The organism is Verticiella sediminum, from assembly GCF_007558815.1.
Classification (GTDB): Bacteria; Pseudomonadota; Gammaproteobacteria; order Burkholderiales; family Burkholderiaceae_B; genus Verticiella; species Verticiella sediminum.
This window is the reverse complement of the sequence record NZ_VLTJ01000020.1, coordinates 142,769-157,307: the sequence shown is the minus strand read 5'-3', so window position 1 is coordinate 157,307 and position 14,539 is coordinate 142,769. Positions and strand designations below refer to the sequence as shown.

Below are 14,539 nucleotides of genomic sequence, written 5' to 3'. Positions count from 1 at the left end.
GCGCCCGGCGCGCCCCCGCGAGGATCAAGGAACCTCGAGCGGACGCGTGCTCAGGCGGCCACGGCCTCGCGCTTTTCGCCGCCGAGCATGGCGAGCACATCCTGGATGAGCTTGGCGAGTTCGCCCGTCATCAGGGCGAAGTCGGCGTCGAAACGCTCGGCCTCGTCCACCGCGCCGGCGTCGGCATTTTCCTTGAGCACGTCGAGCGGGGCGATGCGCTTGAGCGACAGGGTCTCGCCCAGCACGAACGAGACGCGGTCGGCCCAGGTCAGCGCCAGCCGCGTGCACTGCTTGCCGGCGGCGATGTGGCGGCGCACGTCCTCCGGATCGACCGCGTGGCGCACGTAGCGCACGGTGGCCTTGCTCTGCGCGGGCGAGCGCAGCTCGGTGTCTTCGTCGATGGTGAAGTTGGCCGGCGCCTCGTCCGCGGCGAGCCAGCCGGTCATCGCCGACACCGGCGAGATTTCGGTCTGCAGCGCGCGCGCGCCCAGCCGGTCGATCGACTTGTTGAGCAGTTGCATGATCTCGTCGCACTTGGCCGCGCTGCTCGCGTCGATGGCCAGCAGCCCTTCCTTGGGGTCGATCCACACGCGGGTGTCGCGCCAGATGCTGAAGGCGCGCGGCATCAACTCGTCCGTGACGGCGTCCTTGATCTCGCGCATCTGCTTGCGCCCGGGCTTGAAGCCCTGCTGCTCCTCGATCTCCTGGGCCTTGGCCTTGGCGAACTGGTTGATCACGGAGGCGGGCAGGAGCTTCTTTTCGGCCCGCTGCGCGAGCAGGTACTGCCCGCCGACCGTGTGCACCAGCCCTTCGCCTTCACGCGGCGCGATCCAGCCCTGGCGTTCCTTTTCGAGGTTGCTGCCGGGCGTGAAAGCCAGCGGCGCGAGCTTGTCTTCGAGTTCGGCCGCGCTCAGCCGGAACGGCGTGGCGAGGCGATAGATCTGCAGATTCTTGAACCACATGGCGGCAGTCGGGCAAAGGGACGATTCTAACCCCGTCGGGCGGCCGACCCGGTTTACCCGGGCGGGTACGGATTCTGCTCTGTGAAGTGCGTCGCAAACCCCCCTGCTGGAGAACGCCATGACGGAACACGTCTACAAGAAGATAGAACTGGTCGGCTCGTCGCCCGTGTCGTCGGACGACGCCATCAAGAACGCGCTGGACAGAGCGTCCGAGACGCTCAAGCACCTGGACTGGTTCGAGGTGACCGAGGTCCGGGGCCACCTGACCGGAGGCAAGATCGCGCACTGGCAGGTCGGCGTGAAGGTCGGCATGCGCGTGGATCGCGCCGAAGATTGAACAAGCCCGTGACGGAGCGCGCCGCCCATGTCCCCGCAAGAAAGGCCCCAGGCCACGCCCACGCCCATCGGCGAGGCCGCGCAAAGCGCAGGCGGCCGGGCAGGCTTGCGGGCGCGCTGGGTGGCGCGCGCGTTGCCATCGCCTGAAGAGCGTTGGGGGCGCCGGCGCAAGCGCCGGCTGCTGCTGGGCGGCGTCGCGCTGGCCAGCCTGGCGATGGTCGGCCTGTGGCGCTGGACGCCGCTGGCCGACTACCTGCGCCTGGGCACCCTGATGCATCTGGCCTATGGCCTGAAGGCGCTGCCGTACGCGGCCTTGGCCGTGGTGGGCTGCTACGTGCTGGGCGGGCTGATCGCCATGCCGGTCACGGTGTTGATCGCCGTGACCGGGTTGGTGTTCGGCGCCTGGCAGGGCGGCATCTACGCGTTGGCGGGCACCATGGCGAGCGCGCTGGTCACCTACGCGCTGGGCCGTGTGCTGGGCGGCGACAAGGTGCGGCGCATCGCGGGCCGGCGCATCAACAACCTGAGCGACAAGCTCGCCGAACAGGGCGTGCTGGCCATGGTGGTGCTGCGCGTGCTGCCGGTCGCGCCCTTCACGCTGGTCAACGTGATGGCGGGGGCGGCGCGCATACGCCTGCGCGACTATCTCATCGGCACCTTGCTCGGCATGGCGCCGGGCATCGTGCTCACCGTGGCCTTCGCCCATCAACTGGCGCGCGCGCTGCAGCATCCGGATGCGCGTTCGGTCGGCATCGTGGTGCTGGCGGCGGCCGCCATGATCGCGGTAGCCTGGGGCGTGCAGCGCCTGGTGAATGCCCTGAGCCAGGCCCGCCAGCGCCGCGCGCAGGTGCAGCCGAACGCGGCGGCGGCCGTCGACGCCGGCGATGCGCTGCCGGGCCCGGGAACATGAGGCCCGACGGGAATGCCATTTGCTTCGACTCATCCATGACTTGTTCCGCCAACCCTGTCGCGCTTAGCGCCCTAACCGAGGCGCGCCCGGAGCCCCTGCCCCTCAAGGTGATTACCCTCAACGCACACAAGGGCTTCACCTTCTTCAACCGGCGCTTCATCCTGCACGAGCTGCGCGCAGCCGTGCGCGAGGTGGGCGCAGACCTGGTCTTCCTGCAGGAAGTCCTGGGTAGCCATACCCGGCATTCCGCCCGGCACGCGGGCTGGCCCGACAATCCGCAATACGAGTTCCTCGCGGACACCATCTGGCCGCAGTTCGCCTATGGCTGCAACGCGGTGTATCCGCATGGCGACCACGGCAACGCGGTGCTCTCCAAGTTCAGCATCCTGCGCTACGAGAACCGCGACGTATCGATCGGCCCGCCGGAAAAGCGCGGGCTGCTGCACTGTGTAATGCAACTGCCCGGCCGCACGGACAATCTGCACGTGATCTGCGCGCATCTGGGCCTGCGCGAATCGCACCGGCAGCGCCAACTGCAGTTGATGTGCCACATGATCGAGGAAGCGGTGCCCGCGGATGCGCCACTGGTGGTGGCCGGCGACTTCAACGATTGGCGCGAACGCGCGCACGACGTGTTGTCCGAGCGGGTCGGCATGGTCGACGTCTTCGCCGACCGGGATTCCCGCGCACCGCGCACCTTCCCCGCGCGCTGCCCGATCCTGCGGCTGGACCGCATCTATACGCGCAATGTGCAGGTGGACAGCGCCCGGGCGCTGACCGGGCGGCCCTGGTCCCACCTGTCCGATCACGCACCCTTGGTGGCAGGGCTCACGCTATGACACTCAAATGGACTCGAGGCAACGCCATCAAGCTGTTGGAGAACGGCGAGGCCTATTACCCGGCGATCCTGGAGGCGATCGAGGCCGCGCGCCAGGAAATCCTGATCGAGACCTTCATCCTCTTCGAAGATAAAGTCGGCATCGCGCTCAAGGATGCGCTGGTGCGCGCGGGGCGCCGGGGCGTCAGGGTGACAGTGACCGTGGACGACTACGGTTCGCCCTCGTTCTCGCAGGCTTTCCTGGACGACCTGGCCGATGCCGGCGTGCAACTGCTGGTGTTCGACCCCCGGCCGCGCGCCTTTGGTTTTCGCACCAATCTCTTTCGCCGCCTGCATCGCAAGATCGTGGTGGTCGATCGCGCCGTCGGGTTCATCGGCGGGCTGAACTTCAGCGCCGACCACCTGGGCGACTACGGCCCCGGGGCGAAGCAGGATTACGCCGTCGAGCTGCGCGGGCCGATCGTGGCCGAGCTGCATCATGCGGCGCGCTCCACCTTGAGCCCGGCCGGCGAGAGCCGCCACGCCAAGCGCTTCGGCCGCCGGCGCGCCGCCGCGGCCGCACGCCGCGCCGCCGACAGCGAACCGCCGCTGGCGCAGGCCGGCGACGCGGACGTGGCGCTGGTGCTGCGCGACAACGATCGGCACCGCACGGATATCGAGAAGCAGTACCGCATGGCGATCCGGCTCGCGCAGCGCGAGATCATCATCGCCAACGCCTATTTCCTGCCGGGCTACCGTTTCCTGCGCGACCTGCGCCGCGCGGCCAAGCGCGGCGTGAAGGTCCGGCTGATCCTGCAGGGCGAGCCCGACATGCCGTGGGTCAGGGAAACCTCCAAGGTGCTGTACGACTATCTGCTCAAGGCGGGGGTCGAGATCCACGAGTACTGCGAACGGCCCCTGCACGGCAAGGTGGCGGTGGTCGACGACGAATGGTCCACCGTCGGTTCGAGCAACCTCGATCCGCTCAGCCTGTCGCTCAACCTGGAAGCCAACGTGGTCATCCACGACCGGGCGTTTTCCATGGAGCTGCGCGATCAACTGAGCCAGCTCATGCATCGGCACTGCCAGCTCGCGCAGCGCAGCAGTTCGACGCTCACGCGCTATTGGCGCCTCGGGCTGGGCTGGCTGATGTTCCATTTCCTGCGGCGTTTTCCGGCCATTGCGGGCTGGCTGCCCGCGCACCGGCCGGCGCTGCGCTCGGCCCAGCAACTGCACCACGTCGCCACGCCGGTGGTGGAAGAAAACGAGCAAAGGGCTACGTGATGCCCCTGCGCCCAGGCCCGAGCCCATGATCCCTCTGAACCAGCACTTCGCCACCGTACGCCGGCTCTGGCCCAGGCTGCGCAAGCCGTTCGCCATCGTCTTCTTCGTGCTGGTCGTGGGGTTGATCGTCTGGCAGGCCATGGAGGTGGACTGGGCCGAGGTGCGCGAGGCCCTGAGCAACCTGGGGGCCTCGAGCATCGTGCCGGCGGCCCTCCTGACCTGCGCCAGCTACGCGCTCTACATCAGCTTCGATCTGCTGGCACGCCACTACACCGGCCACCGGCTGCCGGCCGCGCGGGTCGTCGGCGTGACTTTCGTCAGCTATGCGTTCAACCTCAACTTCGGCGCGCTGATCGGCGGCATGGCGTTCCGTTTCCGCCTGTACTCGCGGCTCGGCCTGAGCCCCGGCGTCATTTCGCAGGTGGTGGCGTTCTCGATCTTCACCAACTGGCTGGGCTATCTCGGCATGGCCGGCCTGGTGCTGCTCAGCGGCGCGATCAGCCTGCCCCCGGACTGGGCGCCCGCCTGGGTGCCGCGCGCGGCCGGTGGCGTGCTGTTCGCCGTGTTCCTGATGTACATGGGCGTGGCCTTGCTCGCGCGCAAGCGCGAGGTCTCGTGGCGCGGCTATGCGCTGCGGCTGCCCTCGTTTCGCATGTCGCTGCTGCAGGTGCTGCTCTCGATGGTGCACTGGGCGACGGTGGCCGCGGTGATCTACACCCTGATTCCTTCCGATTCGGTGTCGTACCTGGATGTACTGGGCGCGTTTCTGCTCTCGGCCATCGCCGTGGTCATCAGCCACGTGCCCGCCGGCCTGGGCGTGACGGAGGCCGTGTTCCTCGCCGTGCTCGGCCCCAGCGTGGGCCATGGCGGCCTGCTCGCCGCCCTGGTGGCCTTTCGCCTCATCCACTACCTCGCGCCGCTGGCCGTGGCGGGCGTGGTGTACGCCATCACCGAGGCCACCGCGAAGCGCCAGCAGACAGGCAAGGGCCAGGCCGGCTGGGAAGGCAGGCCCGCTCAGCCAGCCAAGCGCTAGGGCCGGACGCGCAGGAGGGGCCATAGCCCATAGCGTCAACAGGCCCCAGGCAACCCGCCCGGCGGCGCCGCTCAGCCGAGATCGCGCGCCAGGCGCAGGCCGCCGAACTGCCAGCGTGCGTCCGGAGGGAAGAAGTTGCGGTAGCTCGCGCGCAGGTGCGAGGCGGGCGTGGCGAAGCTGCCGCCGCGCAGCACGTACTGGTTGCACATGAACTTGCCGTTGTACTCGCCGATCGCGCCCTCGGCCGGATGGAACCCGGGGTAGGGCGCGTAGCTCGAGGAGGTCCATTCCCAGACATCGCCGAGCATCTGCGCCAGGCTCAGCGTGGCGTCGCCGGCCGGCGCCGGCAGCGGCCCGAGCGCGTCGGATTCCAGGGTGTTGGCGGCCGGCTGCAAGAGGCTCAGGCCGGCCGCGGCGACTTCCCATTCGGCTTCGGTGGGCAGGCGTGCGCCGGCCCACCGCGCGTAGGCGTCGGCCTCGAAGTAGCTGAGATGACAGACCGGAACGTCGCCGGCGAGGGCCCGCTCGCCGCGCAGCGTGAACACCTGCCAAGCGCCGTCCTGCGCCTGGCGCCAGTAGAGCGGCGCCTGCCAGTCGCGGGTGCGCACGATGTCCCATCCCATCGACAGCCAGAGTTCCGGCCGGCGATAGCCGCCGTCCTCGATGAAGGCGAGATATTCCGGCTCGGTCACCGGGCGGTGCGCCAGCGCCCAGGGGCGCAGCAGGACGTCGTGGCGCGGGCTCTCGTTGTCGAAGGCGAAATCCGGCCCGCCATGGCCGATGGCGTGCACGCCGGCGGGCTGTTCGACCCAGCGCAGGGGCTGCGGGGCCGTGGGCCAGGCGCTGCGCGGCGCGGCGGCCTCGCGGTAGGCGGGCAGCAGCGGGTTGCACGAGAACAGGTGCTTCAGGTCCATGAGGATCAGCTCCTGGTGCTGCTGTTCGTGGTGCAGGCCGAGTTCGACCAGCGCGGCGAGCGCCGTATCGTCGGCGGCCGTGTGCAGCAGTTCCTGCATGGCGTCGTCGACATAGTCCCGGTACTCCTGCACCCGCTCGAGCCCCGGGCGGGTGACGAGGCCGCGTTGCGGCCGCGGGTGCTTGTCGCCCACCGTCTCGTAGTAGGAGTTGAACAGGACGCGGAAACTCGGATCGAAGGCGGGCAGGCGCGGCCGCCAGCGCTCCAGGACGAAGGTGGCGAAGAACCAGGTCGTGTGGGCGAGATGCCATTTGACCGGGCTGGCATCGGGCATCGACTGTGCCTGGCAGTCCTCCGGGCTCAGCCCGTCGGCCAGGGCGCGGGTGGTGGCGCGCACCGCGGCGTAGCGCTCGGCCAGGCGATGGTCGGAAAGATGAATCATGTCAAGCGCGTGCATGGAATACCGAGAACCAGCCCTGGGCGTCGGTCCAGTGGGCGATGTCATTGAAACCCGCGGCGTCGAGCAGGGCGGCGAAATCCGTGGGCTCGTACTTGTACGAACACTCGGTATGGATGGTCTCGCCCGCGGAGAATTCCCGGCTGTGGCCGGGCCAATTGACCGTGACGGGCGCATTTGCCTGCAGATGCATCTCGACCCGGCTGCGCGCCGCGTCGAAGCAGGCGAGGTGGCGCCAGTCGGCCAGCGCGAAGTCGGCGCGCAGCACGCGGTTCAGGTGCAGCAGCAGATTGCGGTTGAAGGCCGCGGTCACCTGCAGGGCGTCGTCGTAGGCGCGTACCAGCGTGCGCTCGTCCTTGACCCGGTCCACGCCGATCAGCAGGCTGCCGCCGCGCTCGCCGCAGGCTTCGCGCACTTGGCGCAGCATCCCGAGCGCCTGCTCGGGCGACCAGTTGCCGATGCTCGATCCAGGGTAGAAGAACAGGCGGCCGTCATCGAGCACGTCCTCGGGCAGGCTCAGGGTGTGCGAGAAGTCCTGGCCGAGGGCGACGATGTCCAGCCCCGGGTAGCCGGCGTGCAGCCGTGCGACCGCGCCGCGCAGGTATTCCGTGGAGATGTCCACCGGCACGTACTGGCGCGGGCACAGGCGGCCGAACAGGCGCTCGGCCTTGACGCAGTCGCCGGCGCCCAGGTCGATCAGCGCGCCGACCCCGCCCACGCGCTGGGCGATCTCGTCGGCATAGCGGGCCATGATGGCCTGCTCGGTGCGCGTCGGATAGTACTCCGGCAACTGGGTGATCGCGCCGAACAGGCACGAGCCGAGCGGGTCGTACAGGAACTTCGGCGGGACCCAGGCGTTGGGAGCGCACAGCCCCTGCTCGAGTTCGGCGCGCACCGCATGCGTGTCCGGATGGAAGGTCTGGTAATAGCGTGGTGCAGTGTCGACGGTCTCGAGGGTTGCTGACATGACGGCTCCGTGAGGTTTGGCGTTGCGTCCGCATGCCCCGCGTCGCGGGGGGTTCGCCCGGCAAGCAAAGAGCGATCCTGGCTCGGCCGGGGCGGCCGTAGGGCCTGCGACAGGTATGGTGCTTGCTTCGCTACACCCGAGAGCCCAGCCGCCAGGCATTCCCCATCATCGTCATGAAATCCACGTATCGACAACCCCCATCGCGGCCGCGCGCCACCGCCGCCCGTTCGCCGGGCGCGCCTGGCTGGAGCCGGCATCCCCTGAGTTGGGCGCCGGCACGCGGCCCCGGCCTCGGGCAGCCGGGGGGACGTCCGCGGTTGTGGCTGCCGCGAGCCACGGCGAACGATGGCCTGAAGCCCTGGCCCCTGCGCGGGTTGCGCGTGCTGCTGGTCGACGATTCCCACGAGACACTGGAAGCGTTCTCCGCGCTGCTGCGGCTCGAGGGTGCGCAAGTCTGCACCGCGCAAGGCGGCGCCGAGGCGGTGCTGCGCGCCGACGCGCAGGATTTCGACCTGATCCTCTCGGACATCGGCATGCCGGGCATGGATGGCTACGCCCTCATCCGCGCCCTGCGCGAGCGGCCGCGCACGCGCGACGTGCCGGCCTTCGCGCTCTCGGGCTTCGGCGATCGCGAAGGTATCGAGCGCGCCCTGAAGGGCGGCTTTCAGGCCTATCTGCCCAAGCCGGTCACCCTGGAAGCGTTGCGCGAAGCGATGGGCCGCACCCGGCGGGGCGGCCCGCTCGAGGACGTGGAAACTTAATCGACTCGGCCGTGTCGTAACCGGATTCGGCGGCCTGGGCGCGCGGGCGGCACGCACGCGTTCTTACCAGCCACCGTGGGGTGGGGTAATATCGGCCGCCATCTTCCTCCCGGAAACTCCACGCATGAAACGAATCGCGCTTTTCCTGCTGACGAACCTGGCGGTGGTGCTGGTCCTGAGCATCACGCTGCGCATCCTCGGCGTCGACCGCATGGTGACGGCCGAGGGCATCAACTTCAACGCCTTGCTGGTCTTCTCCGCGGTGGTCGGCTTCGGCGGCGCCATCATCTCGCTGCTGCTGTCCAAGACGATGGCCAAGGCGAGCACCGGCGCGCGCGTCCTCGACCCGCAGCGCCCGGCCAACGCCCGCGAGGCCTGGCTGGTCGAGACCGTGGCCCAGCTCGCCCAGCGCGCCGGCATCGGCATGCCCGAAGTCGCCATCTACGAGGGTGCGCCCAACGCCTTCGCCACCGGCGCCTTTCGCAACAGCGCGCTGGTGGCGGTGTCCACCGGCCTGCTCGAGAGCATGACCGAGGAGGAAGTGGCCGCGGTGCTGGGGCACGAGGTGGCGCACGTCGCCAACGGCGACATGGTCACGCTCACCCTGATCCAGGGTGTGGTCAACACCTTCGTGATCTTCCTCGCCCGGGTGGTCGGCTATTTCATCGACCGCGTCGTCTTCAAGAACGAGCGCGGCGTGGGGATCGGCTACTTCGTCACGGTCATCGCCTGTGAAATCGTGTTCGGCGTGCTGGCCTCGCTCATCGTCGCCGCGTTCTCGCGCCGCCGCGAGTATCGCGCCGATGCCGGCTCGGCCCACCTGCTGGGCGGGCGCGAGCCCATGATCCGCGCGCTGATGCGCCTGGGCAACCTGCAGTCGGGCGAGCTGCCCAAGAGCATGCAGGCCTTCGGCATTTCCGGCGGCCAGGCGATCAGCGCCATGTTCGCCTCGCACCCGCCGATCGAGGCGCGCATCCGCCGCTTGCACGAGGCGCCGGTCGTCTGACCACGGGCAAGGGCCTGCCGACGCGCCGGATTCCCCGTGCGTTTCGCCCGTGCGCAACGAGCAGGGCCGCCGGGCAGCCGGCGGCCCTTTGCTATGGGCCACTGATACACAAAAGCGCGGGCGAGTGGGGTATAGTCGCCCGTCGTTGTCACCAATTGAAAAAACATCGCTGTCGAGGAGACGCTCATGCAATCGATGTCGTTCCGCCTGTCCGCGCTGACCGGCGCGGTTCTGTTCGCCGTGGCCTTTGGCGCGAGCGCCCAGGTCAAGGTCGGGGTCACCGTCTCGAGCACGGGCCCGGCCGCCTCGCTGGGTATTCCCGAGCGCAACACCGCGGCCCTCCTGCCCACCGAGATCGCCGGCCAGAAGGTTCAGTACATCGTCCTCGACGATGCCACCGACACGACCCAGGCCGTGCGCAACATGCGCAAGCTGGTCACCGAGGACAAGGTCGACATCGTGTTCGGCACCTCGGCCACGCCCGGCTCGCTCGCGATGAGCGACGTCGCCGGCGACGAGAAGGTGCCGATGATCACCGTGGCGGCCAATGCCCGCCTGGTCGAGCCGGTCGAGGGCAATCGCACGTGGGTGTTCAAGACCCCGCAGAACGATTCCCTGATGGCCAGCGCGCTGGCCGAGACCATGGTCGCCGACAAGGTGAAGACGGTCGGCTTCATCGGCTTTGCCGACGCCTACGGCCAGGGCTGGCTGGAGGAGTTCGAGAAGGCCGCCGGCAAGCATGACATCAAGGTCGTCGCCCGCGAGAGCTACGCCCGGCCCGACACCTCGGTCACGGGCCAGGTGCTCAAGCTGATCGCCGCCCGTCCCGACGCCGTGCTGGTCGCGGGCGCCGGCACGCCGGCCGCGCTGCCGCAGAAGGAGCTGCGCGGGCGCAACTTCCAGGGCCCGATCTACCAGACCCACGGCGTGGCGAACAACGACTTCCTGCGCGTGGTCGGCGCCGATGGCGAAGGCACCAAGCTGCCCTCCGGTCCGGTCCTGGTGGCGAGCCAGTTGCCCGACGACCATCCCGCCAAGCAGCCGTCGCTCGAGTACATCCAGAAGTACGAAGCGGCGCACGGCGCCAGCTCGGTCTCGACCTTCGGCGCCCACATGTGGGATGCCGGTCTGCTGCTTGCTGCCGCGCTGCCCAAGGCGCTCGAGGGCGGCGCCAAGCCGGGCACGCCGGCGTTCCGCGCTGCGCTGCGCGATGCGCTCGAGCAGGTGAGCGAAGTGCCCGCCACGCACGGGGTGTTCAGCATGTCCGCCAGCGACCATGCCGGTCTGGACGAGCGGGCCCGCGTCATGGTGCAGATCCAGGATGGCAAGTGGGTATACCTGAAGTAATTCGGCGGGGTTGAATTGCACGAACAAAGGCCGCGACCCGCGTCGCGGCCTTTGTTCGTGCGGACTTGGCTGGATGCTCCCGGGAAAACGCTAGCTCGATCCTCGGCTATGAATAGTTAATACTGGTAAGAAAGCTGCAGACAAGGCAGGCGAATGGACTCGACCATTGCATTGATTCTCATCCAGGACGGCATCGTCAACGGCGCGATCTACGCGCTGCTGGCCATGGCCCTGGTCCTGGTGTTCGCGGTCACGCGCGTCATCTTCATTCCGCAGGGCGAGTTCGTCGCCTTCGGCGCGCTCACGCTGGCCATGCTGGTCAACGGCAACGTGCCGGGCACGGTCTGGCTGCTGCTGATCGCGGGCATCGGCTCGGCCGTCATGGAAACCTGGGGCGCCTGGCGCACGCGGCGCTACAGCGGCCTGCCCAAGGTCTATGCGATGTGCGTGGCCTACCCCCTGCTCATGTGGTGGCTGGTGCCCATGCTCGCGCAGATGCAGCTACCCCTGATCCTGGACGTCCTCGTCACGTTGGCGCTGGTCGTGCCGCTCGGCCCCATGCTGTATCGCATCGCCTACCAGCCGCTGGCCGAAGCCACGCCGCTGGTGCTGCTGATCGTGTCGGTGGCGGTGCACTTCGCGCTCACCGGCATGGCCCTGGTGTTCTTCGGCGCGGAGGGCTGGCGCACCCCGGCCTTCGTCTCGGGCAACGTCGACCTGGGCTTCACCATGGTGTCCGCGCAGAGCCTGTTCGTGGTCGCCACCGCCGTCGTGCTCATCGTCGCGCTCTTCCTGGTGTTCGAGAAGACGCTGTACGGACGCGCGCTGCGCGCCACCGCGGTCAATCGGCGCGGCGCGCGCCTGGTCGGCATCAGCACCAACATGTCCGGCGCGCTCACCTTCACGGTGGCCGCCTTCATCGGCGCGCTCTCGGGCATCCTGATCGCGCCCGTCACCACGATCTACTACGACACCGGGTTCCTGATCGGCCTCAAGGGCTTCGTGGGCGCCATCGTCGGCGGGCTGGTGAGCTATCCCATCGCCGCCGCCGGCGCGCTGCTGGTGGGCATCCTGGAATCGTTCGGCTCGTTCGCCGCGAGCGCGTACAAGGAAGTCATCGTGTTCACGCTCATCATCCCCGTGCTGCTGTGGCGCTCGCTCACCAGCCACCACATCGACGACGAGGAGTGAAGCCATGCGCCGCCTTCCCCTGTTCGTCTTCATCGCCCTGATCGTCGTCCTGCCGCTGCTGTCGGCGACGCCGGAATTCTGGATCACCCAGCTCAACTACATCGGGCTGGCCACCCTGGTGGTGGTCGGGCTGGTCGTGCTCACCGGCGTGGCCGGGTTGACCTCGTTCGGCCAGGCCGCCTTCGTCGGCGTGGGCGCCTACGCCACGGCCTATCTCACCACCGCGCTCGGCTGGTCGCCGTGGGTCGGCCTGCTGGTCGGCCTGGCCTGCACGGCGGCCATCGCCTTCATCCTGGGCGCCATCACCCTGCGCCTCTCGGGGCACTACCTGCCGCTGGGCACGATCGCCTGGGGCCTGAGCCTGTACTACCTGTTCGGCAACATCGCCGCCTTCGGCAAGTACGACGGCATCGCCGGCATCCAGCCGATCACGCTGTTCGGCTATTCGTTCGCCAGCGGGCGCAGCATCTACTATCTGATCTGGATCGCCGTGCTGCTCGCGGTGTGGGCCACGAGCAACCTGCTCACCTCGCGCCCGGGCCGCGCCATCCGCGCGCTCAAGGGCGGGGCCGGCATGGCCGAGTCCTTCGGCGTGAACACCGCGGCCTACAAGACCATCATCTTCGTCTACGCGGCCCTGCTGGCCAGCGTGTCGGGCTGGCTCTATGCGCACATGCAGCGCGCCGTGAGCCCCAGCCCGTTCGGCCTGAACTACGGCATCGAATACCTCTTCATGGCCGTGGTCGGCGGCGCGAGCAACGTGTGGGGCGCGCTGCTCGGCTCCGCGCTGGTGCTGATCATCAAGGACCAGATCCAGAGCTGGCTGCCGCGCCTGCTGGATTCGACCGCCAACTTCGAGATGATCGTCTTCGGCGTGCTGCTGGTCGTCGTGCTGCAGTATGCGCCGGGCGGTCTGTGGGCCTACGTCTCGGCGCCGTTCCGCCGCGGCGCGGCGACCCGCGGCAAGGCCGTCGCGCCGCCGCCCGAAGCCCCGGCGCTGGCCCGCCGTCTGCGTCCAGAGCCGGGCCAACTGGTGCTCGAGGTGGACGCTGCGCGCAAGCAGTTCGGCGGCCTGGTCGCGGTCAACGACATCAGCTTCAAGGTGCGCGCAGGCGAGATCGTCGGCCTGATCGGCCCCAACGGCGCCGGCAAGAGCACCACCTTCAACCTCATCACCGGGGTGCTGCCGCTCACCGGCGGCAAGGTCAGCTTCATGGGCGGGCGCATCGATACCCGGCGCGCGCGCGATATCGCCAAGCTGGGCGTGGGCCGCACTTTCCAGCACGTGCAGTTGCTGCCCACCATGACGGTGCTCGAGAACGTCGCGCTGGGCGCGCACCTGCGCTCTGACGTCAGCGTGCTCGCCGGCACCCTGCGCACCGATCGCGCCCGCGAGGCCCGGTTGCTGCACGAGGCCGCGGTGCAGTTGCAGCGCGTGGGCCTGGGCGACTACCTGCACGAGCAGGCGGGCAATCTCGCGCTCGGCCAGCAGCGCATCGTCGAGATCGCGCGGGCGCTGGCCGCCGACCCGGTGCTGCTCCTGCTCGACGAGCCCGCCGCCGGCCTGCGCTACAAGGAAAAGCAGGCGCTGGGCGCCGTGCTCAAGCAGTTGCGCGCCGAGGGCATGAGCATCCTGCTGGTCGAACACGACATGGAATTCGTCATGGAACTCACCAACCATCTCGTGGTGATGGACTTCGGCACCAAGCTCGCCGAGGGTCCGCCGGCCGAGGTGCAGAACAATCCCGCCGTGCTCGAGGCCTACCTGGGCGGCCTGGACGACGAGGAGCCGGCCCATGCCTGACAAGCTGCTCGAGGTCACGGGCCTGTCGGCCCGCTACGGCAAGGTCAACGCCGTGCTCGAGGCCGCGCTGCAGGTCGGCGCGGGCCAGATCGTCACCGTCATCGGCGCCAATGGCGCCGGCAAGTCCACCCTGCTCAACGCGATCATGGGCGCGCTGCCGACCTCCGGTTCCGCCGACGGCCTGGTGGTCTACGACGGCCAGCAGGTGCAGGACTGGCGCGTCGAGCGGCGCGTGGCCGTCGGCATGTCGCTGGTGCCCGAGAAGCGCGAGCTGTTCGCCAGCATGACGGTCGAGGACAACCTGCTGCTGGGCGGCTTTCGCCGCTTTCGCGCGGGCGAGCGCGATTGGCGCGACGAGATGGAGAACGTCTTTCGCCTCTTCCCGCGCCTGAAGGAGCGCCGCGCCCAGCACGCCGGCACCCTCTCGGGCGGCGAGCGCCAGATGCTGGCCGTCGGCCGCGCCCTCATGGCCAAGCCGCGCCTGCTGATGCTGGACGAACCCAGCCTGGGCCTCGCGCCGCGCATCGTGCGCGAGATCTTCCACATCATCTCCGGCCTGCGCGAAACCGGCGTGGCGACCCTGCTGGTCGAGCAGAACGCGCGCGCCGCGCTGCAGGTGGCCGACTACGGGTATGTGCTGGAGACGGGCGAAGTGGTCCTGCACGGCCCGGCGCGCGAGCTGGCGGACAATCCGCGGGTGGTGGAGAGCTATCTGGGGCTGGGCAAAGGTCGCAAGGCGTGAGCCACGGCC

At 69.0% G+C, this 14,539-nt stretch carries 14 protein-coding genes; 11 read left to right on the top strand and 3 right to left on the bottom strand.

Going from position 1 to position 14,539, the window contains the following annotated elements; translation table 11 throughout:
- Positions 1-50: 50 nt before the first annotated feature.
- A complete protein-coding gene (locus FOZ76_RS10360; RefSeq protein ID WP_143948123.1) occupies positions 51-962 on the bottom strand; it encodes a recombination-associated protein RdgC in 912 nt (303 codons plus the stop codon).
- 118 nt (positions 963-1,080) lie between these two features.
- Between FOZ76_RS10360 and FOZ76_RS10355 the strand changes: the two genes are divergently transcribed.
- Genes FOZ76_RS10355 through FOZ76_RS10335 form a run of 5 tightly spaced genes read left to right on the top strand, consistent with a single transcriptional unit; the run spans position 1,081 to position 5,342 of the window.
- The gene (locus FOZ76_RS10355; RefSeq protein ID WP_143948121.1) at positions 1,081-1,299 is read left to right on the top strand and encodes a dodecin; all 219 of its coding nucleotides are present in this window, start codon (positions 1,081-1,083) and stop codon (positions 1,297-1,299) included.
- Between the two features lie 27 nt (positions 1,300-1,326).
- Positions 1,327-2,208: a TVP38/TMEM64 family protein gene (locus FOZ76_RS10350; RefSeq protein ID WP_143948119.1), complete on the top strand. Its 882-nt coding sequence runs from the start codon at positions 1,327-1,329 to the stop codon at positions 2,206-2,208.
- 35 nt (positions 2,209-2,243) lie between these two features.
- Positions 2,244-3,047 carry an endonuclease/exonuclease/phosphatase family protein gene (locus FOZ76_RS10345; RefSeq protein WP_143948117.1) on the top strand — a complete coding sequence of 268 codons (804 nt, stop codon included), beginning with the start codon at positions 2,244-2,246 and terminating at the stop codon, positions 3,045-3,047.
- Complete coding sequence (gene clsB, locus FOZ76_RS10340; RefSeq protein WP_143948115.1) at positions 3,044-4,309, top strand: cardiolipin synthase ClsB; 1,266 nt, start codon at positions 3,044-3,046, stop codon at positions 4,307-4,309. The genes FOZ76_RS10345 and clsB overlap by 4 nt, the downstream gene beginning before the upstream one ends.
- 25 nt (positions 4,310-4,334) lie before the next feature.
- Positions 4,335-5,342: a lysylphosphatidylglycerol synthase domain-containing protein gene (locus tag FOZ76_RS10335; protein WP_143948114.1), complete on the top strand. Its 1,008-nt coding sequence runs from the start codon at positions 4,335-4,337 to the stop codon at positions 5,340-5,342.
- 71 nt (positions 5,343-5,413) lie between these two features.
- Here the strand turns inward: FOZ76_RS10335 and egtB are convergent, their stop codons facing one another.
- Both egtB and egtD read right to left on the bottom strand, forming a co-directional pair.
- A complete protein-coding gene (gene egtB / locus FOZ76_RS10330) occupies positions 5,414-6,697 on the bottom strand; it encodes an ergothioneine biosynthesis protein EgtB (RefSeq protein ID WP_246129404.1) in 1,284 nt (427 codons plus the stop codon).
- Between the two features lies 1 nt (position 6,698).
- Positions 6,699-7,679 carry an L-histidine N(alpha)-methyltransferase gene (gene egtD, locus FOZ76_RS10325; RefSeq protein ID WP_143948111.1) on the bottom strand — a complete coding sequence of 327 codons (981 nt, stop codon included), beginning with the start codon at positions 7,677-7,679 and terminating at the stop codon, positions 6,699-6,701.
- A gap of 317 nt (positions 7,680-7,996) precedes the next feature.
- Here egtD and FOZ76_RS10320 point away from each other — a divergent pair, with 317 nt between their 5' ends.
- From FOZ76_RS10320 to FOZ76_RS10295, 6 genes are all read left to right on the top strand, one after another.
- The gene (locus tag FOZ76_RS10320; RefSeq protein ID WP_170235378.1) at positions 7,997-8,440 is read left to right on the top strand and encodes a response regulator; all 444 of its coding nucleotides are present in this window, start codon (positions 7,997-7,999) and stop codon (positions 8,438-8,440) included.
- Positions 8,441-8,564: 124 nt separating this feature from the next.
- Positions 8,565-9,446: a protease HtpX gene (gene htpX, locus FOZ76_RS10315; protein WP_143948109.1), complete on the top strand. Its 882-nt coding sequence runs from the start codon at positions 8,565-8,567 to the stop codon at positions 9,444-9,446.
- A 195-nt stretch (positions 9,447-9,641) separates the two neighbouring features.
- Positions 9,642-10,793 carry an ABC transporter substrate-binding protein gene (locus FOZ76_RS10310; RefSeq protein WP_246129423.1) on the top strand — a complete coding sequence of 384 codons (1,152 nt, stop codon included), beginning with the start codon at positions 9,642-9,644 and terminating at the stop codon, positions 10,791-10,793.
- Positions 10,794-10,946: 153 nt separating this feature from the next.
- A complete protein-coding gene (locus tag FOZ76_RS10305; protein ID WP_143948105.1) occupies positions 10,947-11,984 on the top strand; it encodes a branched-chain amino acid ABC transporter permease in 1,038 nt (345 codons plus the stop codon).
- A 4-nt stretch (positions 11,985-11,988) separates the two neighbouring features.
- Entirely contained in the window at positions 11,989-13,788 is a 1,800-nt protein-coding gene (locus tag FOZ76_RS10300; protein ID WP_143948104.1) for a branched-chain amino acid ABC transporter ATP-binding protein/permease, read from the top strand.
- Entirely contained in the window at positions 13,781-14,530 is a 750-nt protein-coding gene (locus tag FOZ76_RS10295) for an ABC transporter ATP-binding protein (RefSeq protein ID WP_143948102.1), read from the top strand. The genes FOZ76_RS10300 and FOZ76_RS10295 overlap by 8 nt, the downstream gene beginning before the upstream one ends.
- The last annotated feature ends 9 nt before the right edge of the window (positions 14,531-14,539 follow it).